The 23,737-nt window shown below is 44.0% G+C and carries 22 protein-coding genes; 18 read left to right on the forward strand and 4 right to left on the reverse strand.

Annotation, left to right across the window (positions count from 1 at the left end; genetic code table 11):
• Positions 1-18: 18 nt before the first annotated feature.
• Positions 19-1,116, forward strand: a complete 1,098-nt coding sequence (locus MHI06_RS15340; protein WP_340398286.1) for a GerAB/ArcD/ProY family transporter — start codon at positions 19-21, stop codon at positions 1,114-1,116.
• Positions 1,113-2,294 (forward strand): Ger(x)C family spore germination protein, encoded by a 1,182-nt coding sequence (locus MHI06_RS15345; RefSeq protein ID WP_340398287.1) that lies wholly within the window; start codon positions 1,113-1,115, stop codon positions 2,292-2,294. The genes MHI06_RS15340 and MHI06_RS15345 overlap by 4 nt, the downstream gene beginning before the upstream one ends.
• Before the next feature lie 38 nt (positions 2,295-2,332).
• Here MHI06_RS15345 and MHI06_RS15350 read toward each other — a convergent pair whose 3' ends face one another.
• The gene (locus MHI06_RS15350; protein ID WP_340398288.1) at positions 2,333-2,962 is read right to left on the reverse strand and encodes a GNAT family N-acetyltransferase; all 630 of its coding nucleotides are present in this window, start codon (positions 2,960-2,962) and stop codon (positions 2,333-2,335) included.
• A 182-nt stretch (positions 2,963-3,144) separates the two neighbouring features.
• Between MHI06_RS15350 and MHI06_RS15355 the strand changes: the two genes are divergently transcribed.
• The 3 genes from MHI06_RS15355 to MHI06_RS15365 all read left to right on the forward strand — a co-directional run bounded on the left by MHI06_RS15355 (position 3,145) and on the right by MHI06_RS15365 (position 6,744).
• Positions 3,145-4,452: an AraC family transcriptional regulator gene (locus MHI06_RS15355; protein ID WP_340398289.1), complete on the forward strand. Its 1,308-nt coding sequence runs from the start codon at positions 3,145-3,147 to the stop codon at positions 4,450-4,452.
• Between the two features lie 143 nt (positions 4,453-4,595).
• Positions 4,596-5,336, forward strand: a complete 741-nt coding sequence (gene map / locus MHI06_RS15360) for a type I methionyl aminopeptidase (protein ID WP_169479660.1) — start codon at positions 4,596-4,598, stop codon at positions 5,334-5,336.
• A gap of 163 nt (positions 5,337-5,499) precedes the next feature.
• Positions 5,500-6,744: a DUF418 domain-containing protein gene (locus MHI06_RS15365; RefSeq protein WP_340398290.1), complete on the forward strand. Its 1,245-nt coding sequence runs from the start codon at positions 5,500-5,502 to the stop codon at positions 6,742-6,744.
• Here the strand turns inward: MHI06_RS15365 and MHI06_RS15370 are convergent.
• Positions 6,741-6,977, reverse strand: coding sequence for a hypothetical protein (locus tag MHI06_RS15370; protein ID WP_340398291.1), 237 nt, complete (start codon positions 6,975-6,977; stop codon positions 6,741-6,743). The two genes, MHI06_RS15365 and MHI06_RS15370, sit on opposite strands and share 4 nt — an antisense overlap.
• A 77-nt stretch (positions 6,978-7,054) precedes the next feature.
• Between MHI06_RS15370 and MHI06_RS15375 the strand changes: the two genes are divergently transcribed.
• The 11 genes from MHI06_RS15375 (at position 7,055) to MHI06_RS15425 (ending at position 18,446) form a co-directional block, all read left to right on the forward strand.
• Entirely contained in the window at positions 7,055-7,522 is a 468-nt protein-coding gene (locus tag MHI06_RS15375) for a DinB family protein (protein WP_340398292.1), read from the forward strand.
• Between the two features lie 106 nt (positions 7,523-7,628).
• Entirely contained in the window at positions 7,629-8,822 is a 1,194-nt protein-coding gene (locus MHI06_RS15380; RefSeq protein ID WP_340398293.1) for a crosslink repair DNA glycosylase YcaQ family protein, read from the forward strand.
• A gap of 724 nt (positions 8,823-9,546) precedes the next feature.
• Complete coding sequence (locus tag MHI06_RS15385; protein WP_340398294.1) at positions 9,547-9,810, forward strand: hypothetical protein; 264 nt, start codon at positions 9,547-9,549, stop codon at positions 9,808-9,810.
• A 428-nt stretch (positions 9,811-10,238) separates the two neighbouring features.
• A complete protein-coding gene (locus MHI06_RS15390; RefSeq protein ID WP_340398295.1) occupies positions 10,239-11,546 on the forward strand; it encodes an NtaA/DmoA family FMN-dependent monooxygenase in 1,308 nt (435 codons plus the stop codon).
• A 56-nt stretch (positions 11,547-11,602) separates the two neighbouring features.
• The gene (locus tag MHI06_RS15395) at positions 11,603-12,547 is read left to right on the forward strand and encodes an ABC transporter substrate-binding protein (protein ID WP_340398296.1); all 945 of its coding nucleotides are present in this window, start codon (positions 11,603-11,605) and stop codon (positions 12,545-12,547) included.
• A 210-nt stretch (positions 12,548-12,757) separates the two neighbouring features.
• Entirely contained in the window at positions 12,758-13,378 is a 621-nt protein-coding gene (locus MHI06_RS15400; RefSeq protein WP_340398297.1) for a TetR/AcrR family transcriptional regulator, read from the forward strand.
• A 189-nt stretch (positions 13,379-13,567) separates the two neighbouring features.
• Positions 13,568-14,335 (forward strand): ABC transporter ATP-binding protein, encoded by a 768-nt coding sequence (locus tag MHI06_RS15405; protein WP_340398298.1) that lies wholly within the window; start codon positions 13,568-13,570, stop codon positions 14,333-14,335.
• Between the two features lie 48 nt (positions 14,336-14,383).
• Entirely contained in the window at positions 14,384-15,415 is a 1,032-nt protein-coding gene (locus tag MHI06_RS15410; protein WP_340398299.1) for an aliphatic sulfonate ABC transporter substrate-binding protein, read from the forward strand.
• A 15-nt stretch (positions 15,416-15,430) separates the two neighbouring features.
• Complete coding sequence (locus tag MHI06_RS15415; RefSeq protein WP_340398300.1) at positions 15,431-16,225, forward strand: ABC transporter permease; 795 nt, start codon at positions 15,431-15,433, stop codon at positions 16,223-16,225.
• A 6-nt stretch (positions 16,226-16,231) separates the two neighbouring features.
• Positions 16,232-17,065, forward strand: coding sequence for an ABC transporter permease (locus MHI06_RS15420; RefSeq protein WP_340398301.1), 834 nt, complete (start codon positions 16,232-16,234; stop codon positions 17,063-17,065).
• 34 nt (positions 17,066-17,099) lie between these two features.
• Positions 17,100-18,446, forward strand: a complete 1,347-nt coding sequence (locus MHI06_RS15425; RefSeq protein ID WP_340398302.1) for an LLM class flavin-dependent oxidoreductase — start codon at positions 17,100-17,102, stop codon at positions 18,444-18,446.
• A gap of 119 nt (positions 18,447-18,565) precedes the next feature.
• On the opposite strand, the gene MHI06_RS15430 is transcribed toward MHI06_RS15425, so the two are convergent.
• On the reverse strand, positions 18,566-19,915 hold the full coding sequence (locus tag MHI06_RS15430; RefSeq protein WP_340398303.1) for a response regulator: 1,350 nt from the start codon (positions 19,913-19,915) through the stop codon (positions 18,566-18,568).
• Entirely contained in the window at positions 19,915-21,624 is a 1,710-nt protein-coding gene (locus MHI06_RS15435; protein ID WP_340398304.1) for a histidine kinase, read from the reverse strand. The genes MHI06_RS15430 and MHI06_RS15435 overlap by 1 nt, the downstream gene beginning before the upstream one ends.
• A 317-nt stretch (positions 21,625-21,941) precedes the next feature.
• Here MHI06_RS15435 and MHI06_RS15440 point away from each other — a divergent pair, with 317 nt between their 5' ends.
• Together MHI06_RS15440 and MHI06_RS15445 are read left to right on the forward strand one after the other, a co-directional pair.
• A complete protein-coding gene (locus tag MHI06_RS15440; protein ID WP_026081071.1) occupies positions 21,942-22,826 on the forward strand; it encodes an ABC transporter permease subunit in 885 nt (294 codons plus the stop codon).
• A gap of 18 nt (positions 22,827-22,844) precedes the next feature.
• Positions 22,845-23,714, forward strand: coding sequence for a carbohydrate ABC transporter permease (locus MHI06_RS15445; protein WP_169479316.1), 870 nt, complete (start codon positions 22,845-22,847; stop codon positions 23,712-23,714).
• The last annotated feature ends 23 nt before the right edge of the window (positions 23,715-23,737 follow it).

Genomic DNA, 23,737 nt, shown 5'->3' on the forward strand with positions numbered 1-23,737 from the left:
CAACAAGGAGGAACCATAATGGCATCTGGGCTGAATGATTCAGGCAAGCTTACAACATTACAGGGCGTAAGTCTGATCATTGTTTTTATTGTTGGTGTGGAGCTCTTTACGTTACCCAGAGAAGTCGTACATGCTGTTAAAAGCGCAGATGCCTGGTTGTCCGTCATTCTCGGAGGATGTGTAACGTTGCTTCTGGCGTGGATGATGATACGGTTAGCCCGAAAATTTCCAGGGATGAACTTCTATGAATTCGTGCAACAGATTGTAGGTACATGGATTGGCAAGATGATTGGTGTGGTCGTGATCGTCTATTACATTCATTTGGGAAGTTATGAAATGCGGGCGATGGAGGAAGTTACATCGTTTTTCCTACTTGAAGGTACACCATGGTGGGCCATTCAGGCCCTATTTGTCTGGATATCCTTGTACTTATGCATGGAGGGAACGGATGTGATCGCAAAAGTATGCCAGATCATTGTTCCGATCACGATCGTGATCTATCTCCTCATTTTATTGCTTGGGGTGAAAAACTTTGACGTTAGCACCTTGCGTCCTTTTTTATCCAAAGGCATGTCTCCCGTCTTTCATGGCATGAGTACCACTACCTTGGCATTTAGCGGGAGCGAAATCATGTTATTTATATTAGCCAAAATGGAAAAACCCGAAAAAGCAGTTCGGATTATGGGATGGGGAGTTGGCGTAGCTATCGTGCTCTATACAACCGCTACTATTCTGTGCATCGGTGCATTCACTGCGGAGGGGGTTATGACTCGTGTATGGCCTTTTTTCGATCTCACACGCAGTGTTGAAGTAGATAATTTACCGTTGGAACGGTTCGAATCCTTACTCTTGTCAATCTGGGTACTGGAGATTTTCGCAACATTTAACATCGCTTTTTATTGTGCGGCATTGGGATTATCCCATGTGACAAAGCTTCCTTATGCACGAAGTCTCTGTATTCTACTGCCCATCATGCTGATCGTATCTCGCGTCCCTAAGGATATCAACGAACTATTCCAACTGGGGAGATATATTGGCAAAGCCAACCTTATTCTATTCGCCGGTTTGTCTTTGATTCTACTACTCATTTCGCGCTGGAGGTCAAAGTCGACATGATCTATTCCCGAAATGTTGCGCTGTTTATGTTGGTGGCAGGAGCAAGTATGTTACTGACCGGATGTTGGAGCAGCTCGCCTATTGAAAAGCGGTATCTGGAGGCAGGTGTTGCCTACGATAAGGTACAACCTGAAGAAAGAATTGCTTCTGAGCGCGTGGATTACCCTCAAAAACAGAAAATCCGGCGAACCGTGCAGTATATTTTGCCTGAAGCAGGAGCTAAATCCAACAACTCTCCAGGGAAAAAGTTTTATAACAAAGAGGAGATCGGGGACTCCATTATGGAGATGACAAGGGAGACGTATCTTACGAATCGTTCACCCGCCGGTTTCCATCTAAAGACAATTGTGATCAGCTCCAGGCTATTGCAAGAGATTCCGATGCATGAGTTACTTGATTTTTATCTAGCAGATAATGATATTCGACTTAGTCTCCAGGTATATATAACGACAGGAACAGCTCGTGATGTCTTGAAGGAAAATGCCTCCGGAGAGATTCCTGCTTTCCTGCTCAAAGAGCTGTCTGCCAACCGCAAACGAATCTCCCGCCTCATCAAACCCGTTACACTTGCGAACCTGATCGGACCACTAAAATCGGAATCCAGCTATCTTCTGCCAAATGTCAGTGTGGAACAAAGTGCCTTAAAGATCAAAGGTGCGGGGGTAATGAAAGGCAACACTCAAAAGTACGGTGGCTATTTAAATGAATCCTATGTGGAAGGTTTGCAATGGATAAAAGGTGATATTTCAGGGGGCATATACAAGATCAAAGAACCTGAGTTACAGCAGCAATTCGTATATGAGATCAAATCCGTCAAGAGCAAAATCAAGGCAACCGTGCACGGGGATGATATCTCATTTCACGTTGACATGAAGTCGGAAGGGCGCCTCTCTGAAGTCTTTGCATCCAACGTTAAGAAGATGAATAATCGGACGCTCGAACAGCATTCCGAAATCGTGGAAGGTGAGATTCAAACGCTCGTAGAGAACACCATGACCAAGCTAAAAAAAATGCATGTTGAGGTGGCTGATCTGGGTAAAGCTCTGCGCATTCAGCATCCGGCCGTATGGGAAAAGGTCAAAGGAAATTGGGATGACACATTCACCACAATTCCAGTGACCTTCAGTGTGAAGCTGCATATCGATGATTATGGAGCCTCTACCATGAGTATGGATTAAGTTGGAGGTCTGTTGACACAAGACCTGCTTGACCTCCTTTATTCTGATTTGATGGATGAATGGGTGCTGGCTAAGGATTTTTGCATAAATATCACTTTTTTGAAGCCTGCTTTGGCAGTAAATGGGCCGGATTTCAGTTCTTTTTGGAGCATATAACCGAACCTCTCATATAATTTTTGTGCTGAAGGATTCGTATCCACAACCTCTAGATTAATTGTAGTAATTTGCTTATTGATCGCAACTTGTTCCAACGTACTTAATAGCAATTTACCTATTCCATGACCACGAGCTTCTTCAGATACTGCAATAGGGTCGATGTGCAATACATGTTCGTGATACAAATGGAATTTTAAATAAAACGCATAAAATAAAAACCGCCAAGTCGCTACAAATGGGGAGTACACGTTCCGAAAAGCTGCATAATTGGCAGGTGTGAATGCTTTTTTTCCTATATTGTAACCAAGAAATCCGACCACTTCTTCATTTCTTAGTGCGTAAATACCTTGTTCAAATTGAATAGACTGAGATAATAGTTGTACTGCTTGTTTTTTCGTTTTCGCATAAAACCACAGATGTGTTACTTTCAATGGAAAAGCTTCGTAAAATAACTGAGCAACTTGTTCTTGTTGTTGTGCATTAAGCTGCTGTGTGATTTGAATTTGGTTCATGGATATCTCCCCAATCCTTAATTAAGCGTTAGTTGATGTTCTATCATTCATTTTCCTAAAATGCAGTAACGTGAACAATTCACATTTCTTTGCGTTGTGGGTACATTTCTTAGATTTCTTCGTTTGTTGCTCGAATGTTGCTTGGAATTCGTTGAATTGGAGTGAAAGGAGGAGATCGCAAGATGAGTAGTACGTCTTATTTTACCGACAGTTCTCCCATGAACGTACAGTTTCTAAACGTCAAAGATGAAGCGTTCCGATGGCATAATTCCATTGAAGTGGTGATTGTGTTGGAAGGTTGCATTCATGTTGCTATTGCAGACGAGCAAAGAACTTTAGATGCTGGTGCAATAGAAATTTTCAATATCAATCAAGTTCACCGTCTATGGCAGACCGATGAAAACAATGTCGTCCTCCAAATAAATATCGATGCTGAATTTGCAAAGGATTATTTTCCGGATTTATCATATGTCTGGTTCGCGCATGAATTTAGCCCTGGGGCATATCTAGGGATAGAACGAGTAGAAGGAATTATTGATGCCATATGCACGTTAATAACTCCGATTGTAGCTACGCGTGAAATGCCATTTTTAACGTTAAAGAATACAGTCGAACCATTGTTGGACCTGCTCATTATGAATTTTGATGCGAAAAGAATGTTTGAAGGGAACCCGACCAAGCTGCAACGAATAGGAAGAATATATGATTACTTATTCAATAACAGGGGTTTTATTAACAAGGCATCTTTGAATGAGATCGCCAAACATACTGAGGAATATTTAAATTTGGATTATTTATCATCACAATTCAAGTTACTAATTGGAGATACGCTGCAAAACTTACTTCATTACTTGCGCATTGAACATGCAATCAAACAATTATTGACGACTGATCGGAGCCTGGTAGAAATATCAACAGAGAGTGGCTTTTCTTCGCCTAGATATTTTTATCTACGATTTCATAAGATTTTCCCGGAAGGACCGAAAGTATTTCGTGAACAACATAAAAAGAAACAGGAATTGAAAGAACACTGTAGAGAAATCATCGATCCGGCATTCGTTCTTGCAAGGCATCATGAATTATTTGAAATTCCGGAGACGATAGGCGGCACACTAAATAAATGGATTCACATCGATATATTTGGGCCTCATGAACAAAATTCAACTTCTCCATATCTGATCAAGGTATCTGAATTGGTAAAAGGTGATTCACATGCGTATTCTAAAATGATCCTTCAGGTAAATAACTTAAGCCCCAACAACGTTTTTGGATTGGAAAAAACTTTGGATACTGCAAACCGTGAGGATATTCAAGTTTTGACATGGCTAATCAACCAATTCAGGGAAAACGGTATTTCTCCTGTATTTCTCGTCAGAACGAGTAGTAACGCTATTTCAGAACAGATAACTACGATACAAGGACTACTTCAAAACTATACCCTCACTTATGGCGCAGAACATATGAAAGGGTGGAGGATTGAACTTCAATAATAGAAGGAACAAGAGAACAACCACACTCATGATGTTGATAAAAAAGTTGCGAAGCTTTGCTGCTTTGGATATGATTATCTAATGTGCAATCAAGGATAACACTTATGTAATCAATTGATGATAAAGATAGTGAGGTAGAAAAAATGATCGCAAGAACAGAAGAAGATTTTAATGGTTTGAAGGAAATTGGAAAAATCGTGGCTTCAATTCGAGATGAATTGGTTCAAAAAACCATTCCGGGCATAACGACTAAAGAACTTGATGATCTGGCCGGAGAGCTTTTTGAGAAAGCTGGCGCAGTTTCTGCTCCTAAAAGTGAATATAATTTCCCGGGGTTCACTTGTATTAGTGTTAATGAAGAGGTGGCACATGGTATTCCGGGAGAGCGGGTTATTCAAGAAGGGGACATCGTCAATATTGATGTTTCTGGCTCGAAGAACAGTTATTTTGCTGATACGGGAATCTCGTTTGTCGTAGGCGAAGGCGAAGAAGTGTTAACGAAAATATGCGACGTTGTTAAACAAGCATTTGAAGCAGGTCTTAAGAAAGCAAAACCGGGTTCCAAAAAAAGCGGGATCGGAAAAGCCGTATTCCAAACTGCCAGACAGAATGAATTAACGGTTATCAAAAACCTAACAGGACATGGTGTTGGACGTGCGATACACGAAGCACCTGACCACATCTATAACTATAATGATCCATCGGATGATGAATTGTTAAAAGAAGGCATGGTTATCGCATTCGAGCCATTTGTCTCCACTTCAGAAGAAGAAGTATTCCAAACAGGAGACGGCTGGACCTTTGCTACTAAAAACAGCTATGTAGCTCAAATCGAACATACGATCATCCTTTCTAAAAATGGTCCAATTATTGTTACCCTTTAAAATGTTCCAATTAAAAGTCGCTAATTTAGCGGCTTTTTTTGTTTTATTGGTACGTTATAACAGATCGTATTATAAACCCTTGCATATTAATTTATGTTGAAATTATGGAAGGATTTAACGTATATTAAGGACTGATCTTTACGTTATATACAGAGGTGATTGATTGAGCACATCAACAAAGCGCGTCCAATTAATAGATGGACTGCGCGGATTCAGTCTGGCCGGCATTGTGCTGGCGAATATGCTGGCTTTCCAATACGGAATGTTCGGCCAGAGTAAACCCCGACTGTTCGGGATCGGCGGTGCAGACCAGGCCTTTCTCTCGTTCCTGCTTATTACTGTAGTGGGCAGTTTTATGCCGATTTTTGCATTTATGTTCGGCTTTGGCATGATTAAGCTATCGGAAAGCCTACAATCACGAGATTTACGACCCAAGTGTCATCTGGCTCGACGCTTTCTACTGCTGTTTGGTATCGGATTGCTGCATATCATCTATCTGTGGGAAGGGGATATCCTGGCATTTTATGGTGTACTCGGTTTCTTCTTGCTCATGTTCCTTAATCGGAAGCCCAAAACGCTGCTCATATGGGCGGTACTGCTACTCATGGGAGCGGGCATACTTGGTCTCCCGGCTTCTAATCCGATGAACCCGCTGGCGATTGAGTCCATTCATATGGAGAACTACATCATTCAAAGTCAGGATGTATACGGCAGCGGCAGCTACGCGGAGATCAGGGATTTCAGCAATAACGGCGATCCATTCGGTGGGGATTTGGAGTTATCATACGCCCTGATAGCCCTGATGTTAGCCCCACTCATGACGGTGCCGATGTTCCTGCTCGGCATGCGCGCTGCCAGAATAGGCACGTTTAGCGATCCGCAAGCGATGCGGCGTATATATCTTCGTCGTGCCTCGTTTTTGATTCCAGTTGGTTTGATACTCAAAGCATATGGCGTTTTGGGACCACAATTGGGTGCGGAAGGGTGGCTCGGCGTCGGGATTGGGGTAACGCTCGGGGGAACGTTGCTTGCACTTGGATACATTTATGCATTTGCGCTGTTGCATGCCGGAAGCCGCCGTTCCAGCCTGATAGGTAGGTTCGAGGCGGTGGGCCGTCTCTCGTTAACGAATTACCTGATGCAGAGCGTAATCTGTACGACCATCTTTTATGGATATGGCTTGGGACTATTTGGCCATGCTGGCGTGTTCATCGGAGCAATTATTGCGCTTGCTGTCTACGGCATTCAATTGTGGCTCAGCCCACTATACCTTAAAAAATTTAGCAATGGGCCGGTCGAGTATGTTCTACGGATTTGGACATATCTGTCCTGGAAGGGACAGCCAAGAAAGAAGAAAAGATCGGACAAAAATTTGCATGAAAACGCTCCTGGTGTCCAGAAAGGTTAAAACGCTACTGTAAAACGCACAAAGAAGCCCGTTCTGATAAAGAAAGGGCTTCTTTGTGTCTGTACAATTTGTAGCTCGTCACCTTCATATTCTTTCTCATCGATGTAGTCAAACTTGTTAATTCCCGCTTCCTTAAGAGCAGCTGTGATTTCTTCTTTACTGGAATAGGTGACAAGTTGCGGTTCAGGTACCGAAACAGATGTTTTTTTGTACGCATTTTTTAACGAGAACATATGTTTGTTTTTTCCTTTTCTTTTGAGCAAATATTTTGTATGATAAAAGAGACGTGAATGATAGAGGAGGAGTTTTGATGTATCGACAAGTGGATGATTTTTTAAAGGAATGGGCAGTGGCTGTGAAAGGGACATTGCAAGTATTACAAGCAGTAACAGATGACAAATTAGGACAAAGTATTTTTGAAGGGCATAGTACACTAGGTTGGTTAGGCTGGCATTTAGTAGAAACAACAGGTTATTTTAGTCATTTAGCAGGTTTAACTGTACCAATGATTGGTCAAGATGAACCAGTTCCAGCGACAGCAAGAGAAATTGTAGCAGCTTACGAAAAAGCAGCAGAGGCGGTCAAGGAAGAGGTAGCCAAGCTATCAAATGAGGACTTGCTAACAGAAACAGGCATAGAAAGTCTTGCAACAAAAGGTTCATTATTACGTTTCTTAATTGACCACCAAACACATCACCGCGGCCAAATGATGGTGCTATTACGTCAAGCAGGCTTACCAGTACCGCCCGTGATGGGTCCAACAAAAGAAATGCAATAACGAATAGATGTCTTCCTTGGCAGTGGCTCCTCAAAGTTAGAGTTTTTAATATGCGGCTGATTGGTTGGTTTGTTTCGACTGTACTAAACTAGAGGTAGGTGCAAACATGATCCAATTAACAAACCGCCAGGCACGGCAATTTCTGTTGCTGAAGCATGGACTTTTGGGCGAATATAAATTTAGTGAAAAGCAGGGCGTATTGGACTTTGCTCGGCAGGTCAGCTGCATTCAATACGACCCCATCGATGTTTGCGGAAAAAACGCCGAACTGGTGCTACAGTCGCGAATCAAGGGATTTACTAAGGGAATGCTCGCCGAGTTGCTGTATGAGGATAGAAGCCTTGTCGATTATCCCGACAAGAACCTAGCCATTATCTCTGTCCAGGACTGGCCCTATTTTGAGCGATACAGGCAAGCCGCAAGGCGACATGCCGAACGCTATCCCGAAATGGAAGCGTTGACTGCGCAAGTACGGGCTTATATCCAAAATCACGGTGCACTAAATTCTGATGATTTAAAATTGGATGGGAATTTCTCTTGGCAATCGGCCATCCACTGGAGCGGTGGAAACAATTCATCTCGATCGGTTCTGGAACAGATGTATTCGACGGGTGAGTTGATTATCCATCATAAAAAAGGAACGCGTAAATATTACGATATAGCCAAGAAGTACATACAGCCAAATCTGCTGAATGCATCAGAGCCGCTGGAGGATGAGCTTGAGCATCATAAGTGGCGGGTACTGCGTCGAATCGGCTCTGTTGGTCTCTTATGGAATCGTGCGTCAGATGCATGGCTGAATATATGGGGGTTGAAAGCAGCACAGCGCACCGAGGTTTTTCGCCAGCTATTACACGAAGCTCGCATTGTTGCTGTTGCTGTGGAACAAATGAAGGATATGCTGTACTGCCTCGCGGAGGATTTACCGCTTATTGAAGCCGTTCTGAGAAATCAGGAGCCGAAATTGCGTTGTGAGCTTATTGCCCCTCTAGATAATTTCATATGGGACAGAAAACTTATCAACACATTGTTTGGCTTTGATTACACCTGGGAGATTTACACGCCTGCAATCAAACGAAAATTCGGCTATTATGTGCTGCCTCTATTATATGGAGAAAGCTTCATTGGACGGGCTGAGATCATCGTGGAGCGAAAAACTGGAACGCTCGTTCTTAAAAATATCTGGTACGAGAACGATGTGAAGCAAACAAAGCAATTGCGAACAGCCTTGAACAGTTGTTTCCAAAAGTTTGCGATATTCAACGGGTGTGAGACGATTTCGGCAGAGTCTATGAACTGATAACAACACGATGACGTTTATTAGTGGAGACATCGCATCGATACCGTTCTGAATCGACATCCTCACCAACCATAAATTAAAAGAGGTCATTCCGCTAACGGATAACGTTAGTTTAACAAACAGGCCGCAATTGGTACATTTATCACTCATAAAAAGAACTCTCCAGACTAGGAGGGTTCTTGCATTTTTATTCATATGTTTGCGGGTGGTGTCAGCTACGCTGGTATTACCCCTAAGAGTAGGTTGTTTGTTTTAGCGTGGAAATCTATAAAGATTATTTTTGTGTGCTTATATTACCTTTATTTGTTATACTCACTGAAGAAATAAGAAATACCCCTAATGTTTCCTATTATAATTAGTAATTATTTATAGATTCAACATATCAACTCTAATACATAAGCTAACTATTATAGTGCGGACAGCGTTAAGGTATACGAAATGAAAGATGCAATGTATATCTCCGACTGTTTCCACTCGGACTTGAAAGGATCGTTATTGTGCTGAAAATTATTAATTTTCTTCTTTTCTTGCTGATCATTTGGGTAGTAATCTTTTATCCTTTTCGTTTTGTTTGGTTTGAAGGCTTAAAGCAGATTCCTGCGGATCTTCATGGTATTTATTTACTTTTCTTGTTCTTTGGATATCTAATATGTTCATCTGGTATGGGACTTATTGTTGGCAAGATGTTTTTTAAACGAAAAGAACAGTGATTATGGAGGTTGGAATGGACAGTGACATTTTAATCAATCAATTCTTAAAACTTTTCCCTGAATTCCACGATTGTTATATAGAACATTTGGAATTAAATCAAGAATTTTTAGGACATGTGTTTTTTGGTGATGAAGTGGCTACTTATGTTGAAGGACTGCTTCGTGAAAATGATGACACAGAACAAATTGAGAAGTTTTTCGATTTTTTGAATGGATGGCAACTCAATCGAGCCTTTATATTGTACAAGTACTATCTACTACAATATTGTATGATCTAGGTGGATATACAGATATTTTACAAAAAGCTCAAAGTTATATGAAACCACATACTAAAAGACTTTCGCAAGAAATAGAAGATTTGCACTCAGGGAAATATTTTTCATAGATCAATGTGCAGGAGATCAGGTTGAATTTACAGTAATAAGGGTTTTTGCATATCTAATTCGGTATCATTCAAAGTCGCTATTCAAGCGGCTTTTTTTGTTTTATCCATGTAATTTCCTATCTAAGATGGAGAGGGTGAGAGCTTGTTCAAATGTCGATTTAGATAATTATGCATATCCAATTCGTAACTTGTGTATTCAAATGGAGTTAAATCCTTGCTAAACTTTATTTCTGATAATGAGAATCATTATTAATTATTGGAGTCTAAAGTTTTACCGCAGGTCTTATGGGAGCACATCAATGAAATGAAAGGTTGGTAGAAATGACTTCAAATCGACAATTATGTATTGGCTTATCCTTAAATGCAACATGGAATAAAGGTGACGGCTGGCGGCACCCGGATAGCGGAGTGGAGCAGACAGGAACGATTGACTACTATATTCATTGGGCAAAAATAGCGGAGAAGTTCAAGCTCGATTTTCTTTTCAGAGCGGATTATCTGTACATTAGCCCGCAGATGCTAGGCGATTCCTCCAACTTTGGTAGCCCGGATCCTACGCTGTTCTTTGCAGCGATTGCTCGTGAAACGAACCGGATCGGACTGGTGACGACAATCTCTACTACGTTCAATCCACCGTATGTTGTTGCTAGACAACTTCAGTCTTTACACTGGCTAAGCAATGGACGTGCAGGCTGGAATATTGTCACTTCTATTGAGGGAGCCGATAATTTCGGCAATTCACCTATGCCATCACCGGAAGAGAGATATGCAAAGGCAATGGAGTTTACGGATGTCGTATGCAAGCTATGGGAGAGTTTCCCGAATGAAGCCATTGTCATTGACCGCAAATCAGGCATGTTCTCGGATAAGGATAAAGTGACTGCCATTAATCATTCTGGTGAATTCTTCAATGTAAAAGGGCCGCTAACGTTACCTTCTCATCCATCCGGAAGCATTCCTTTGTTTCAAGCTGGCGCTTCAGATATCGGGCGGAATTTTTCCTCTTCCGTCGCGGATGCTATTTTTGCAGCAATGCCGGATCTTGAATCAGGAGTGGAATTGCGAAATGATTTGCGAAGAAGAGCAGCAGAACACGGGCGCGATCCAAATGCCATCAAAGTTTTGCCGGGTCTGTATTTTTTCCTCGGTGATACGCACGAAGAAGCGCTTGAATTGCATAAGGTTGCGCATTCGCATCTAAGTCTTGAACGCAGACATGCCTCACTCCAATCGGTAATGGGTCTTGATCTAACAGGTTATCCTTTGGATCAACGCGTAACTGCTGAAATGCTTCCCGATCCAAGTCAGGCTGTCCGAAGCCGTACACATGCAGAGTTGCTACGCCGCTTTATTACAAAATATCAGCCTACCGTGAAAGAAATTCTGGATCGGCCGGAGGTTGTTGGATCAGCTCATTGGGTATCTGTGGGGACCGTCGAGACTGTAATGAATGATATTATCGAGCGGGTCGAGGCTGGTGCGATTGATGGATTCATCGCCTTGCCAGGCGGTTCAGAAAAATCGATGACAATATTCTTCGAACAGCTGATTCCAAAGTTGGTTGAACGAGGCATGTTCCGGAACGAATACGAGGGAACTACTTTACGAGATCACCTAGGGATTTCATAGATCATTAATAAAGCAGTGGTACAAAATAATTGATAACTTATCGGATGGGGAGCCATATGAACAGACTAATTGGATGGATTGCAACATTAATGATACTAACAGGAGTAATGGCCGGATGTTCCCAAACTTCCAGCACCGTTACGCCTGAAACCAGCAAGAGCGAGGGGGAGGCATGGCCAAGAACCATTCAGGATGCTAGCGAAAATGGAGTGGTGCTTGAGAAACGACCAGAGCGCATAGCGGTGCTTCATCCTCTATACTTAGATTACTTTTTTGCATTGGATACACCTCCAATTGCATCAACAAGCGCGGCAGAAGCGATGAAGGAGTTTGCTACATTGCAGCCCTACGCTGAATCTGCTGAAATTATTGACTTAGGTAGTGACTCAGCTAATCTGGAAAAGATTATGGATGCGCAGCCTGATGTGATCGTAACCTTTAAGGGCTCAGTGGATACCATATATGATGAGTTGAGCAAGATTGCCCCTGTTATCTTAATTGACTACACCGACACATGGGAAAAAACGACCATGCTTTGTGCTCAAATTGTTGGAAAAGAAGAGCTTGCGGAACAATTGATTCAGGAAACCCAAGAAATGATAGCATCCACGAAAGGGCAGTTAAGTACGCTTGAGAATAAAACCTTTGCCTTGTTGCGCGTTGACGGAAAATCCAATTTTAATGCGCAAGGATCTAAAAACACGATGTACTACAATCAAACTGCAGGCTTTGGATTATTGGCACCAGAGGGATATCCTGAGGGAGGAGAATCGCTTACGTTGGAGGGGCTTTCCAGCATGAATCCCGATTATATTATTATCCAGCATCGTATTGACGTCGCAGAGGCAGCAGTCAAGGATAAGGAATCTTCAAAGGTATGGAAGTCATTGGAAGCGGTAAAAAACAACCATGTTGTTATCTTTGATAATTCACTGAATAGCGCAAGTATCCTGGCTGTCCGTTTGGCTTCAGAATATTTTGTGAAATTGGCTGAACAATAGATACGTACACAAAATCCAAGTACCAATCACAGTCGCTTATAGCGGCTTTTTTATTTTGAGTTAACATTGTATTTTCCTATGCCGAGGTAGTTAGTCTCATTAGGTTGACTTGCCATCCTTGCAAGGAACTCAGGTAACATGTTTCTTAGTTAATCAAGCCTTCAAAACGGCTATGCTATAATGAAATTCAGAAAGGGGGATGCAACGTTAATGTCACCTAGAAACATAGAGAAGGACCAGCAACAACGAGAAAAAAGAATAAACCACATCCTTGATTCTGCGCTGGAGATCATTGCTCTTAAAGGAATTGGTTCAGTAAGCATCAACCACATCGCAGCAGCAGCAGGCATGAGCATTGGGAACATGTATCACTACTTCAAGTCCAAAGATGAGATTATCAGCGAAATTCTGAGAAGAGGCCAGACCAGTTACGGAGAACATGTCTCCCAACTCGCTGAGCAATCAGGCGATGCTCTGAACAAACTTTTACTACTGTCCGAGTCTTGGCTTGCATTGGAAAACAATTGGGCTTACACGATCCTTATCCACACAGCCCGACTTTCGGAAACTTCCTCCGAAGAGATTAGGCGGGAAGTTACGGAACGTTTCACGAATAACCTTGGTCCTGTCGCGAACATAATGGACCAGGGGCAAAAGGAAGGACTCATCGTCAGTGGTGTTCCCTTGGAGCTTGCCTATTATTTTGTAAGTTTAATTCAAGGACTGACGCTACAGAAAATGCCAGGCGCTGAAGTGCCGATCCGTGCGCAGGCGCGTTCGATTGTCTCTTTATTTGCTGTGTCTCTACATAACTCCAAAAGAAATGATTGACAACAGATACAGGCCACTGCTACAATTTCCCCAACAAACCGAGTAATTGCTCGGTTTGTGAACGAGAGTTCGACTGGACAACCAGAGATCGTTCATGGGGAAAAATATACAAGCAGAAGGCCTTTTTTTATAACTATAAAACCAAGTAAATAGATCCGAAAAATTATTTTAAATTGGAGGTAACACCCTATGCTGATTATTGAGCGGTTGAACAAAACGTTCGCTGCTCCTACCGGGCCGGTTATGGCGCTAAGTAATATACGGTTGCAAGTTGAACCGGGACAATTTATTACTTTTATCGGACCAAGCGGATGCGGCAAAAGTACATTGCTCAAGATCGTGGCCGGGTTAGACACGACCTATGAAGGAAAAGTTGAATTAAACGGAAAAGCAATTACGGGACCAAGTGTTGATAAAGGATTTATTTTTCAAGAGCCACGTTTGTTCCCCTGGATGACGGTCGAGAAGAATATTGCAGCCAATCTCTCGCTTGGCAATGCTCAGGTTCGCCATCGAGTCCAAGAGCTGATTGAGCTAGTTCGTCTAAAAGGATTCGAGAAAGCGTATCCGAAGGAGCTGTCCGGAGGGATGGCTCAACGCGTGGCTATTGCAAGAGCGTTGTTGCGTAAACCGGAGATACTGCTGCTCGACGAGCCTTTTGGAGCACTCGATGCCTTCACTCGTACTCACATGCAAGAGGCGTTGCTGGACATCTGGCAGAACAGCCGGACGACCATGTTGTTTGTTACGCATGACTTGGACGAAGCGGTATTTCTTGGAGAGAAAGTCGTCATTATGAACCCTCGCCCGGGTCATATCCGCAATGTAATTAATGTGGATCTCCCCTATCCGCGTAAGCGCAGTGGAGGGTCCTTTCAGGAGCTTCGCTCCCGCGTGCTAGGCGAGTTCGAAAAAGTGGAACATGCTCCCCTGATTGATAAGGGTGCCGGCATTTAAATTGGATACGCATAAACGAATTTACGTTCATAAAGGGGATGCGAATATATGGTTAAAAAATATAATTTGATTGCAGTCTTACTTGTTCTGATACTGGTTGTGGCGGGATGCGGCAATGCAAACAACAATGCTGGCAATGGCGAAGATGCTAAGCCGGTAGATGGTAGCTCGAATCCGAATGCATCCTATGATAATGTCACGGTGAAGATTGGTGTGCAGGGCAAGGGCGGCTTGTTCGGCAAAGCGCAAGAACAGAAGTGGTTTGAGGATGAATTCGGAGAGTTGGGGGTAAAAGTGGAGTGGTTGGAGTTCCAGAGCGGTCCTCCAATGATCGAAGCGATGGCCTCTAATCATTTGGACTTTGCTGGCATGGGCAACATGCCCCCAATCTCTGCACAAGCAGCTGGCATTGATTTCAAAATCATCTCACAGCTACTTAATGGCAAGAACAATGTAGCGATCATTGTACCGAACGACAGCCCGATCAAAAGCATCGCGGATCTCAAGGGCAAAAAGGTAGCTGTCACAAAGGGGAGCAACGCTTATAACTTCCTATATCAAGTACTCCAAAAAGCTGGTTTAGATAACTCCGATATTCAAGAAATTCAATTACAACCTGATGAAACGCAGCCTTCCTTCGAAAGCGGAAAAGTGGATGCCTGGGCCGTCTGGGATCCATACATTACCCTGAATACACTAAGCGGCAAGGGAAAAGTGCTGGCTGATGGGGAAAGTGAAGGCGTACTGTCTCCATCCTTCCAATTGGTTCGTTCGGATTTTGCGAATGACTATCCTGAGCTGGTTACGCTTTATCTAAAGACATTCGAGCAAGCACGTCAGTGGGAAGCAAATAATCAAGAGGAAGCGTTCCAGCGCTATGCCGACGAACGCAACATTCCAATTGACCTGGTGGAGGGCATTCAATCGCGGGCGGCAATGATCAATATTCCGGTGAGTGACGAAACGATTGCCAATCAGCAGAACACAGCTAACTTTCAATTTGAATTAGGTACAATTCGCAAGGAAATCAACGTGGCTGATGTGTTCGACAACCAGTACATTGAAGAAGCTCTTAAATAAAGTAGAGGTGCGGTTATGCAAATATCGGGAAACAAGCTTGTTTTTCGGACTATTCATCTCCTGATCGGGATGTCAGTACCGGCGGCGATATTAATCATTTGGCAGATTGTATCCTCGAATGGGTGGGTAAATCCGGTGTTAGTTCCTCCTCCGAAGGACATCGTGGCTGAATTTGGACGGATGATCTCTTCAGGAGAACTGCTGACGAATTTGCGCATCTCGACGGGGAGAGCAGCACTCGGGTTCTTGTTGGGCGGCGGTCTGGGATTAGCCGCAGGATTATGGGTCGGGTTTTCGTTAAAAGCGGAACGGTTGCTCAATCCGTCACTTCAACTGCTTCGGACACTGCCTCACTTGGCTGTTGCGCCATTGTTTATTCTATGGTTCGGCTTTGGTGAGACTTCAAAGATTGTACTCATTGCTAAGGGTGCATTCTTCCCTTTATATGTGAATGCCTTTTTGGGCGTTCGTTCGGTGGATCGCCAGTTGTTCGATGTAGCAAGCGTATTGCAATTCACGAAACTTCAAACCATTACCAAGCTGATTATTCCTGCCTCACTTCCTTCCCTGTTTTTAGGCGTTCGGCTCTCGATTGCGGTAAGTTGGCTTGGCCTGGTTGTCGCGGAGATGATGGGTTCAAGCTCCGGGATCGGTTATATCATCAATGACGCACGATCCTTCTCACTAACGTCTGTCATCTTCGTCGGCATAATTGTCTTTGCGATTGTTGGCAAAGTGACCGATTCACTGGTTAAGCTGGCAGAGAAGAAGTTGCTGCGTTGGCAGGATTCCATAGAGGGAGATGGATAACAGATTATGAGTACTAACGATGTGACATTAAACTCGAAGGCTAATGAGAAGCAGACGGCAATAAGAAGGGGACGCCAGTGGAGAATGCCAAATTGGCTGTTTGGTTGGGTGTTGCCTGTAATTATATTAGCTTTATGGGAGTCAGGCTCTGCTCTTGGACTGTTGTCTGACTCGGCATTGCCAGCTCCATCCCGCATTGCTCGAACATTCTGGCAACTGTGCGTAAATGGCGATATGACGCAGCATCTCACAGCTAGCACCATTCGGGCGAGTGGTGGATTCTTACTTGGAGCCGTAACAGGGTTGCTGCTCGGTGTATTTACAGGACTAGGTAAATGGGCTGAACAAACGCTTGATCCGACGATCCAGATGCTACGGACGGTTCCGTTGCTTGCGGTTATTCCGTTGTTCATTCTTTGGTTCGGAGTAGGGGAATTATCCAAAGTACTGCTCATTGCACTAGGGTCATTTTTCCCGCTCTATTTCCATACACATTTGGGGGTCCGGAGTGCGGACAGAAAGCTGTATGAGGTTACCCGAATCTTGCAATATTCTAAGTTCCGGCTGTTAACCAGGCTAATTATTCCCTCGGCGTTGCCAAACATTCTACTTGGTATTCGGTTATCTGTGGGTGCCTCTTGGTTGTTGCTTGCCGTGGCAGAGATGATGGGCGCAAGCGCAGGAGTCGGCTATATGATACAAGACGCACGTGTATATGCACAGACGGATGTCGTCTTCGTGGGCATAATTATGTTTGCTTTGGTTGGCAAACTGTCGGATTCGGCAGTCAGACTGGTGGAAAGAAGATTACTGCGATGGAATAACACATATAAAGGCTGAAGATAGATATTAGAATGAAAGCGGAGGAACGGATATGACGAAAAAACGACAGGGCCAGCTTCATCTTGGTGCATTTATATATTTCACTGGGCATCATCATGCCGGATGGCGTCATCCGGAATCAGGGGTAGAGAAGATGTTCGATATCGAATGGTATAAGAGGATTGCCCAGACAGCTGAGAAAGGTAAGTTTGATATGATTTTTTTTGCTGACTTGCTGCACTTGATCTACCCAAGTCGCGCCGCAGCAGGCATGTTGGACCCAGTGTCGCTGCTCTCCGCACTATCCATGGTAACGGATAAAATCGGGTTGACAGCAACGCTCTCGACGACCTATAACGAGCCGTTCAATGCCGCACGCCGTTTAGCTACGCTCGATCACATAAGCGGAGGACGGACCGGATGGAATATCGTCACGTCCCAAGTTGACACGGAAGCTCGGAACTTCGGACGAGATAAGCATCCTGAACATGGAACACGTTACGAGATGGCGCAGGAATTCGTTGACGTCGTTGCAGCATTATGGGACAGCTGGCCACAGGACTCACTCGTAATGAATCGGGAATCAGGCACGTTCGTCGATGAATCCAAGCTGCGTGTCGCTGACTATAAAGGACAATGGTATTCTACACAAGGGCTCTTGAACGTCCCTCGTCCACCGCAAGGTTACCCCGTCCTTATTCAGGCCGGTTCCTCGGATCCAGGTCAGGATTTCGCCGCGAAAGTCGGCGAAGTGATCTTCACGGCACAGACGTCACTCACTGCTGCGCAAGATTTCTATCGCACGGTGAATGAGAAACTTCTGGCAATCGGACGTGAACGTGGCAGCTTGCTCATCATGCCGGGTTTGTCGCCGATCCTCGGTTCAACTGTGGAGGAGGCTCGACGCAAAGAACGGGAGCTGCTCGACCTCATCGATCCGCAGGAAGCGGTAATGATGCTGTCCGGTATGCTTCAAACAGACCTCAGCGGGTATCCTGTAGACGGTCCATTACCAGACATCTCAGATCCGGTCGAAGCAAGCAACGGAATGAAGAGTCGCGTGCAACTCATTATGGACCTTGCACGTGACGAGCAATTATCCATTGCCGAACTCGGGCGGAGGCTTCTCGGTGCCCGTGGTCATATGCAATTCGTAGGAACGCCGGAGCAGCTTACCGACCTCATGGAAGAATGGTTTAATGGATACGGCTGCGATGGCTTTAACATCATGCCACCGGTGCTGCCCGGAGATCTTGATGACTTCGTCGAGCACGTCGTTCCAGAGCTTCAGAGACGTGGGCTCTTCCGTGAGGAGTATGAGGGGACAACGTTGCGAGAGCATTTGGGACTTTCTGAACCAACGGTGTTAGTAAGCCATAAACAGCAAGTTCACCGTTAATTCATTGTGGAGAACCGATCATCGAATTCGCTAGATTAACTGAATGGTAAAACCATTAGATTTAGGCTCCGGCCGTTACCCAGTATTCTAACGGGGAACGGTCGTTTAGTTATACAGCTTTATTTGTGAATCATATTCCTACGATACTGGTAGGGCGTAACCCCGTATTCCACTTTGAACAACTGGATAAAATACTGATTCTTTCTGTAACCAACCATTTGCGCGATATCGTTGACACGGAGTTCAGAATCTTGAAGCAGTTGAGAAGCTTTCTCCAGCCTCTTTTTAGAAATGTAATTTGACACATTTTCACCCGTCTCCTGTTTAAAAAGTTTGGAAAAGTAGACCGGATGGAGATGTGCGACTTTCCCCAACTCATCCAAACTAAGGCCATGTGACAGATGGTCTTCGATATACGTTTGTACTTTGTCGACGATGGTTTGGATAGACATCTGTTTGTTGTTTCTGATTCGACTGACCCGATGCATGAGGGTTGACCATAGTTCATCAGGTTGACCTAACTGGTTGAATATCCAATCCACGGTTTCAGAGTCATCCCGATCCGTGTCCGCCAGATATACATATAACATCGTCTCTAGGAGAAAGATTATTTTTTGCTTTCGGAGACGGAGTTGATCATATTTTTTAATGATATTTCCGGCAGATTCCCAATCACTGCATGATGGAGAATGGTTGAATATGCCAATGAAGTCTTCTGAGTGTACGTCCTCATTAAGGAAGAATCTGTAGAACATCTGCCTGATCACGTTACGTTCGGTCAATGAAAAGGGAGGGGACACGACAGATTGCTCCAGTTCGATAGTCAGTTCCTCAGCAGCTTCTTCCGGAACAAGAGCGACCAGTCGCGTTCCCGCAGTCCATACGAGACGATCCAATTTGTCTCCAACAGCACGTTTTATAACGTCCTCATGTTCTTGTGTGAAACCCTCCAGCTTGAAGCAGCAAAAACGGTGTTCCCCTAAGAATTCAGTATAAGCATCATTTTGCTTTCTTAATGTCTCGTTTTGACCAAGCAGCGAAAGCAGGTACCCCAATCCATCGAAGTTCTCCCATGCGATAGGTTGAGCGGGTCGTGTCTTTGTAATATTCTTGATGGCTTTAGACATGGCTTTCTCCACGTCATCTTTGTCTACAGGTTTGAGCAGATAGTCGAGCGCACCTAGGCGGATTCCTTGTTGCGCATATTCGAACTCGGAGTAGCCGGAAAGAATGATGACTTTGGTTGGCAAGCTATGTTGGTGGATATGTTGAAGCAGATCAATGCCTGAAACCTCAGGCATTCGGATGTCAGTGATCAGAATATCGATATGGTTTTGAGTCAGCATGTCACGGGCTTCAATCGAATTGGTCATCGTCTCAATCTGATGAATACCGAAGGTTTTCCAATCGAGCAAGTGCTTCATATACTCAACGACATAATGCCCGTCATCCACAATTAATAAACGCATTAGCTATCTCCTTTCTCCTCGGGAATGCTGATGAGCAGCAGGACCGACAATCCACCCCAATCATTCGTAGCAAAATGTAGCCCGCTACGTTCGCCGTACGTATTTTTCAGACGCCGATTTACATTCCAGAGCCCTACGCCTTTAATTCCTTCAGGCGGGTTATCGCTCTCAAGCCGAGCCTCCAAGTTGCGGATATCATCGAGCGAAAGACCTTTGCCGTCATCGGATACCTTGATCGTTATTGCAGATTCCGTCTGTTTGACATCGATCGTCACCCGATGGGCTCCTTGTTGTCCTTCAATGCCATGTTGAATCGCATTTTCAACCACTGGCTGGATGATCAGCGGCATGAGGGGAAGAGAGGCCAGTTCTGGCGGCAGATCAATGCTGTACTCCATTTTTTTGCTGAGAGCCATAATAATCAGGAAATGTTCAGCGAACTGGAGTTCACTTTCCAGCGTGACTTCATGCCTGTCCAACTTGGTTAAATAACGATAATATTCAGCTAGATGCTTGCTCATGCGCATAACAGAATCAGGTGAAAACTGAGCCACCGACATGATGAAAAACAAACTGTTGTACAAAAAATGAGGATTAATCTGAGCTTGGAGTTGTTGAAGTTCCGCACCTCGTCTCAGTTCCGTTTCAGTCTTCAAGGATACAAACAGATCCTGGATTTCGGTAACCATATGGTTAAAACTTCTGAACAGGCTGTAAAACTCTTTGCCCGTATTTTCGGTGATCCGCGTGTTGTGATTGCCTTGCTCGACCTGTGAGAACTTTCTCTCCAACAAACGGAGATTACGGTAGTAGTTCCGATAAAACGTAAAGATCACAACCAGACCAAGCGTGAAAACGGCTAAAATGCTGGCAAAGAAAACTTTGCGATTGCGGTCAAGCGGTTGCAGAAAATCGTTCGTCTGTGTATATGTAATCAGGTAGCCGTCGATCGATTCAATATATCGCGAAAGAACGTAGTAGTCGTCCGAATTGGTATGATAATCATATTTTAAAGTTACTTCTGGCTGTGGAGCAAGTATCTCAGTAACCGCTTTCAATAGATCGTTGTCGACTTCTTTCTCACTCCATAACTGCTGAGGATTAAACAGAAAAAAAGCATTTGAGCTGTCGTTGTTCACAGCCTTTTTCAACAGGCTTTTCAAATAATCCGTATTCAGCTTTACACCAACAATGTACTGAGTCGGTTCATTTTGTCCGGATTTTTGGATGTAAGGGTAGAGGGCGAAGTAATACAAACTATTACCTACAATTTGCCACCCCCGCTGATGAACATCCTTGAACGGGAGTCTTGCCTCCAGTGTAGTGTTCGTAGATAGAAACGTTTCTTCAGTCTTCCAGTAAATGCCGATCGATTCAATGGATCGACTGGAGAGGAGCGTTTGCCGCAAGCGATCAACAATATCGTTTTTCTTCATTTGGGAATCGTAATTGCTCAGCTCGATAACATGTCTCTGATAAAATCGGACATCACTGTCGGCTGCATACTGAACCCCGTACATATTAGCCTCGTATATAATCCCGTCTAGAATACCTTTCACATAATCAAGCTGGTTTTTGGAAGCACCGATCAGATTCTCCTCAAGTGTCTTGGAGCTCAATCGGTTCATCACGAAAAACAAACTTAACGTAAGCAGCAGAAAAAAAACAAAGAAATAGATGAATCGCTTCATATACATTTTTCTGATCATATGTGTTTCCTTTCATATCGCCAAACATAGAAGTTCACAATCCTTATCGGATTAACTTTAATATAAGCCAAACTTTCGAAAAGAGGAAGGGTAGTATCAGTCATAAATGAAAGCGGTTTTAAAATAGTTCAGCCTGAGGTGATGATCTTGAAATTTTGGCATTTTGGTGTGAAAGCGCTTTTGTTAAGCTTATCTTCAAGGATCGCTTTCGAAGAGCCATCATAGAGGAGGTATGCAACATTAACGAGATCGTGCCCGCCAGATCCGCAAAAAAAACAAAAACAAAGATTCCCCAGCGAACTTCATTCAAAAAGGAACTGAAGAAAAGCTGGCCTTTGTATGTACTGTGTATTCCCGCTTTTGTATTTGTCTGCATCTTTTCTTACGGCCCGATGGTAGGTTTGCTCATGGCATTTCAGGACTATAAACCATGGCTGGGTATCACAGGTTCACGGTGGATCGGGTTAGATAATTTCGAACGAATTTTCCAGTACAAAGAAGCCACACAAGCAATCGTCAATACGCTGATTATCGCCGTTTCTAAAATTATCGTCGGTATTATCGTTCCGATCGTCATGGCTATTCTGCTGAGCGAGATCCGAAATATGGGCATTAAGAAAAGTGTTCAGACACTGGTGTATCTGCCGCATTTCTTGTCCTGGGTTACGGTCGCGGGGTTGATGATCGACATTCTCGGATTAGACGGAGGAATCAATCACATCTTGACCCAGATTTTCGGGAATGATCCCATTTACTTCTTGGGTGATCCTGATCTGTTTCGATTCACGGTTGTGATCAGCGATGTGTGGAAGAGCTTCGGCTTCGGTATGATTGTCTATCTGGCGACCATTGCTGGGATCAATCCTTCTTATTACGAAGCAGCTGAGATCGACGGTGCCACACGCCGGCAGCAAATCCGATACGTCACCTTGCCTAGCATGTTGCCCATGATTATCGTCATTTCTACACTGAGTCTGGGCAATATTCTGGACGCGGGCTTTGATCAGGTCTTCAATCTGTACAATCCGCTTGTCTACAGTACGGGAGATATCATTGACACCTATGTCTATCGTTCGTCCTTGTTAAACGGGCAATACGGGTTCGGGACCGCAGTAGGACTGTTCAAATCGGGGATCAGTTTGATCTTGATCGTTGTCTCTTACAGGCTGGCCTATAAATATGCCAATTACAAAATATTCTAACAAGGAGGGAGAGGGATCATGTACCATAAGACGACAGGCTATAGAGTATTCTCCTATTTTAATTACGCATTCATGATACTGGCGGGTCTGGCGTGTTTTCTTCCACTGCTTCATCTGTTGGCGCAATCGCTCAGCAGTAAAGCGGCCATAAGCGGTAATATGGTTTCATTTTGGCCGGTCGGGTTCAACGTGGATGCCTATATCAAAACGTTCAACAATTCCAACTTTAATGGTGCCATGCTGACATCTATCATTCGAACCGTTTTGGGTACGACCATCAGCATGTTCATCCTTACCTGTGCAGGTTATGCCCTGTCCAAGGAATTCCGGGGACGCAACGTGCTCATGTGGTTTTTTATCTTTACGATGCTTTTCTCCGGGGGATTGATCCCTTCTTACATTTTGATCACCGCTCTTGGATTAAAGGATACAATATGGGCCCTTGTGCTGCCGGGAGCATTCGGTGCTTATAATCTGATTCTTCTCGTCAACTTCTTCAAAACAATTCCCAAAGCCTTGGAAGAAGCAGCATTCATTGACGGGGCGTCCTTTTTCGTAATCCTCAGCAAAATATATTTACCATTATCTCTGCCTGGTATCGCGACCGTATCCTTGTTCATTATGGTGGGGCACTGGAACTCCTGGTTTGACGGGATTTTGTACATGTCCGATGCGAGTAAATATCCGCTGGCTTCGTTCCTCCAGACCGTTGTTGTACAGAGCAATATGCAAAATATGGCGATGAGCCAGTCTGAAGTGGCAGCCATGTCTGAACAGAGCATCAAGGCAGCGCAAATTTTTGTCAGCACGCTACCGATCATTTTGGTCTATCCTTTTTTACAACGTTATTTCGTAAAGGGAATTGTACTAGGCGCTGTCAAAGAATAATTAGGATGACGAAATTGGATCAC

Source organism: Paenibacillus sp. FSL H8-0079 (assembly GCF_037991315.1).
Taxonomy (GTDB): Bacteria; Bacillota; Bacilli; order Paenibacillales; family Paenibacillaceae; genus Paenibacillus.

Bases quoted from the DNA above. Each gene is read 5' to 3' on its own strand.
- MHI06_RS15340 (WP_340398286.1), top strand. From the start codon at position 19: ATGGCATCTGGGCTGAATGATTCAGGCAAGCTTACAACATTACAGGGC.
- MHI06_RS15345 (WP_340398287.1), top strand. From the start codon at position 1,113: ATGATCTATTCCCGAAATGTTGCGCTGTTTATGTTGGTGGCAGGAGCA.
- MHI06_RS15350 (WP_340398288.1), bottom strand. From the start codon at position 2,962: ATGAACCAAATTCAAATCACACAGCAGCTTAATGCACAACAACAAGAA.
- MHI06_RS15355 (WP_340398289.1), top strand. From the start codon at position 3,145: ATGAGTAGTACGTCTTATTTTACCGACAGTTCTCCCATGAACGTACAG.
- map (WP_169479660.1), top strand. From the start codon at position 4,596: ATGATCGCAAGAACAGAAGAAGATTTTAATGGTTTGAAGGAAATTGGA.
- MHI06_RS15370 (WP_340398291.1), bottom strand. From the start codon at position 6,977: ATGTTCTCGTTAAAAAATGCGTACAAAAAAACATCTGTTTCGGTACCT.
- MHI06_RS15375 (WP_340398292.1), top strand. From the start codon at position 7,055: ATGTATCGACAAGTGGATGATTTTTTAAAGGAATGGGCAGTGGCTGTG.
- MHI06_RS15380 (WP_340398293.1), top strand. From the start codon at position 7,629: ATGATCCAATTAACAAACCGCCAGGCACGGCAATTTCTGTTGCTGAAG.
- MHI06_RS15385 (WP_340398294.1), top strand. From the start codon at position 9,547: ATGGACAGTGACATTTTAATCAATCAATTCTTAAAACTTTTCCCTGAA.
- MHI06_RS15390 (WP_340398295.1), top strand. From the start codon at position 10,239: ATGACTTCAAATCGACAATTATGTATTGGCTTATCCTTAAATGCAACA.
- MHI06_RS15395 (WP_340398296.1), top strand. From the start codon at position 11,603: ATGAACAGACTAATTGGATGGATTGCAACATTAATGATACTAACAGGA.
- MHI06_RS15400 (WP_340398297.1), top strand. From the start codon at position 12,758: ATGTCACCTAGAAACATAGAGAAGGACCAGCAACAACGAGAAAAAAGA.
- MHI06_RS15405 (WP_340398298.1), top strand. From the start codon at position 13,568: ATGCTGATTATTGAGCGGTTGAACAAAACGTTCGCTGCTCCTACCGGG.
- MHI06_RS15410 (WP_340398299.1), top strand. From the start codon at position 14,384: ATGGTTAAAAAATATAATTTGATTGCAGTCTTACTTGTTCTGATACTG.
- MHI06_RS15415 (WP_340398300.1), top strand. From the start codon at position 15,431: ATGCAAATATCGGGAAACAAGCTTGTTTTTCGGACTATTCATCTCCTG.
- MHI06_RS15420 (WP_340398301.1), top strand. From the start codon at position 16,232: ATGAGTACTAACGATGTGACATTAAACTCGAAGGCTAATGAGAAGCAG.
- MHI06_RS15425 (WP_340398302.1), top strand. From the start codon at position 17,100: ATGACGAAAAAACGACAGGGCCAGCTTCATCTTGGTGCATTTATATAT.
- MHI06_RS15430 (WP_340398303.1), bottom strand. From the start codon at position 19,915: ATGCGTTTATTAATTGTGGATGACGGGCATTATGTCGTTGAGTATATG.
- MHI06_RS15435 (WP_340398304.1), bottom strand. From the start codon at position 21,624: ATGATCAGAAAAATGTATATGAAGCGATTCATCTATTTCTTTGTTTTT.
- MHI06_RS15445 (WP_169479316.1), top strand. From the start codon at position 22,845: ATGTACCATAAGACGACAGGCTATAGAGTATTCTCCTATTTTAATTAC.